Below are 3,527 nucleotides of genomic sequence, written 5' to 3'. Positions count from 1 at the left end.
TTATTTAAACAATCTTTCAACTAAATTAGGTAGAAAATTAACCGATTCTGAAATATTTGCCTTTTCACAAGCCAATTCAGAACACTGCCGTCATAAAATTTTCAACGGAACTTTTATTGTAGATGGCGAAGAAAAACCAACCTCGTTATTCAAATTAATTAGAAAAACATCTGAAACCAATCCTAATGATATCGTTTCGGCATATAAAGATAATGTAGCTTTTGTTAAAGGTCCAAAAGTAACGCAGTTTGCACCAAAAAGTGCAGATAAACCAGACTTTTACGAAGAAAAGGAATTTGATTCGGTTCTTTCATTAAAAGCAGAAACACACAATTTCCCTACAACTGTTGAACCATTTAATGGTGCAGCAACAGGTTCGGGAGGTGAAATTCGTGACCGTTTAGCGGGTGGACAAGGTTCATTGCCTTTAGCAGGAACAGCGGTGTATATGACGTCGTATTCTCGTTTAGCTGAAAATCGTCCTTGGGAAAACGATATGGCAGCTCGCCCTTGGTTATACCAAACACCAATGGATATTTTAATTAAAGCCTCAAACGGTGCATCCGATTTTGGAAATAAATTTGGGCAACCGTTAATTACAGGTTCTATTTTAACTTTTGAACACGAAGAAACAGCGCGCAAATTAGGTTACGATAAAGTAATTATGCAAGCAGGTGGAATTGGCTATGGAAAATTAGACCAAGCGATAAAAAAGAAACCAACTGCAGGTGATAAAATTGTCATTCTGGGTGGTGAAAATTATAGAATTGGAATGGGTGGTGCCTCAGTATCTTCTGCAGACACAGGTGCTTTTGGTTCAGGAATTGAATTAAATGCGATCCAACGTTCCAATCCAGAAATGCAAAAACGTGCTGCCAATGCCATTCGTGGATTGGTGGAAAGCGATAACAACCCGATTGTTTCTATTCACGACCACGGTGCCGGTGGACATTTAAATTGTTTATCGGAATTGGTGGAAGAAACAGGAGGTTTAATCGATTTAGATAAATTACCTGTAGGCGACCCTACTCTTTCTGCAAAAGAAATCATTGGAAACGAATCGCAAGAAAGAATGGGATTAGTTATTGGTCAAAAAGACATCGAAACGTTACAACGCATTGCCGATAGAGAACGTTCGCCAATGTATGAAGTGGGTGATGTAACCAACGACCATCGATTTACATTTGAATCAAAATCAACGGGATTAAAACCTATGGATTATGCCTTGGAAGACTTCTTTGGAAGTTCGCCAAAAACCATAATGACAGATACTACCGTAGACAGAAATTATAGCAATTCGGAATATAAAGCAAGTGAAATTCCAACCTATTTAAATCAAGTTTTACGATTAGAAGCCGTAGCTTGTAAAGACTGGTTAACTAATAAAGTAGACCGTTGTGTAGGTGGAAAAGTAGCCAAACAACAATGTGCAGGTCCGTTACAATTAACTTTAAATAATGTAGGTGTAATGGCTTTAGATTATAAAGGAAAGGAAGGAATTGCTACTTCTATTGGGCACGCTCCTATTTCAGCTTTAATTGATCCGGTAGCAGGAAGTAGAAATGCCATTGCAGAATCCCTTTCAAATTTAGTTTGGGCGCCTTTAAAAGACGGTTTAGCATCGGTTTCTTTATCGGCAAACTGGATGTGGGCGTGTAAAAACGAAGGCGAAGATGCCCGTTTGTATCAAGCAGTAAAAGGATGTTCGGATTTTGCTATTGAATTAGGAATCAATATTCCAACAGGAAAAGATTCCTTATCAATGAAACAAAAATACCCGAATGACGAAGTAATTGCACCAGGAACGGTTATTATTTCGGCTGCTGGAAATTGTTCAAATATTACTAAAGTAGTAGAACCTGTTTTACAACGAAATGGCGGAAACATTTACTATATCAATTTATCACAAGATACTTTTAAATTAGGAGGTTCTTCATTTTATCAAACGCAAAATAAAGTTGGAAATGAAACGCCAACTATAAAAGACGCGGCGTTTTTCAAAAAAGCATTCAATACCTTACAAGATTTAATTAAAGACAGAAAAATTAAAGCCGGACACGATATTGGTAGCGGTGGTTTGATTACCACTTTATTAGAATTATGTTTCAGCCCCCTAACCCCCGAAGGGGGAACCTCAAACTTTGAGGAAACGGGAATGAAATTAAGTTTTGATTGTTTTGAAGAAAAAGATTTAGTCAAAATATTATTTTCAGAAAACATCGGCGTTGTCGTTCAACCTGCTAATAATGAAGAATTTGAAGCTTATTTGAATGAAAATAAAGTAGAATTTTTCAATCTTGGTAAAGTTACAAATACTGGAAAATTGGAATTTGGAACTTGGAATTTGGATATTGCCACGTACCGAAGAACTTGGTTTGAAACATCTTATTTATTAGACCAAAAACAAACGAAGAACGGCAAAGCAAAAGAACGTTTTGAGAATTTTGACAAACAACCTTTGCAGTTTAGTTTCCCAAAACATTTTACCGGTAAGCTCTCCTCACCCTTCGGGGGAGGTCGGGAGGGGGCTCCTAAAGCAGCTATTATTCGTGAAAAAGGAAGTAATTCTGAACGAGAAATGGCAAATGCGATGTTCTTAGCAGGATTTGATGTAAAAGACGTTCATATGACCGATTTAATTTCGGGAAGAGAAAACTTAGAAGACATACAATTTATTGGTGCTGTAGGAGGTTTTTCTAATTCAGATGTGTTGGGTTCCGCTAAAGGTTGGGCTGGTGCCTTTTTATACAATGAAAAAGCAAACTCTGCTTTAAAAAACTTCTTTAAAAGAGAAGATACACTTTCTGTAGGAATTTGTAACGGATGTCAATTGATGATGGAATTAGAGCTAATTAATCCTGACCACGAGGTGCACGGAAAAATGAAACACAACGATTCTAACAAACACGAAAGCGGCTTTACTTCTGTAAAAATTCAGAAAAACAACTCGGTAATGCTTTCAACATTAGAAGGTGCTACGTTAGGGGTTTGGATTTCGCACGGTGAAGGAAAATTCAATTTACCAATGCCTGAAAATGCGTATAATATTGTTGCAAAATATGGTTATGAAGGGTATCCAGCCAATCCAAACGGTTCGGATTATAATACGGCGATGATGTGCGACACAACTGGAAGACATTTGGTTATGATGCCACATATTGAGCGTTCTACGTTCCCTTGGAATTGGGCAAATTATCCAGACAGAAATCAAAAAGATGAGGTTTCACCTTGGTTAGAAGCCTTTGTGAATGCCAGAAAATGGATTGAAGAGAGAAAATAGATAATAGATTATAGAATATAGATATAAGATTATAGGTTTAAAGAATTTCGTTTATTATTAAATAAAAAAGGGCTGTTTCAATGAAACAGCCCTTTTACTTTATAATAAAATTATCTGATTAATTTCTTGTATTTAATTCGAGTTGGGGTAACATCTTTACCTAATCGTTTGCGTTTGTTTTCTTCGTATTCCGTAAAACTTCCTTCAAAACTGTATACTTGTGACTCGCCTTCAAAGGCTAAGATAT

General features: G+C 36.7%; 1 protein-coding gene. It reads left to right on the top strand.

Features of this window, described 5'->3' with window-relative positions; translation table 11 throughout:
• Positions 1-3,280, top strand: a 3,280-nt coding sequence (gene purL, locus ABWO04_RS10590; protein WP_353079673.1) for a phosphoribosylformylglycinamidine synthase, incomplete at its 5' end; no start/stop codon positions are given.
• Positions 3,281-3,527: the final 247 nt, after the last annotated feature.

The organism is Flavobacterium sp. (genome assembly GCF_040382755.1).
GTDB lineage: Bacteria > Bacteroidota > Bacteroidia > Flavobacteriales > Flavobacteriaceae > Flavobacterium.
This window is presented reverse-complemented; position numbering and strand designations above follow the sequence as displayed.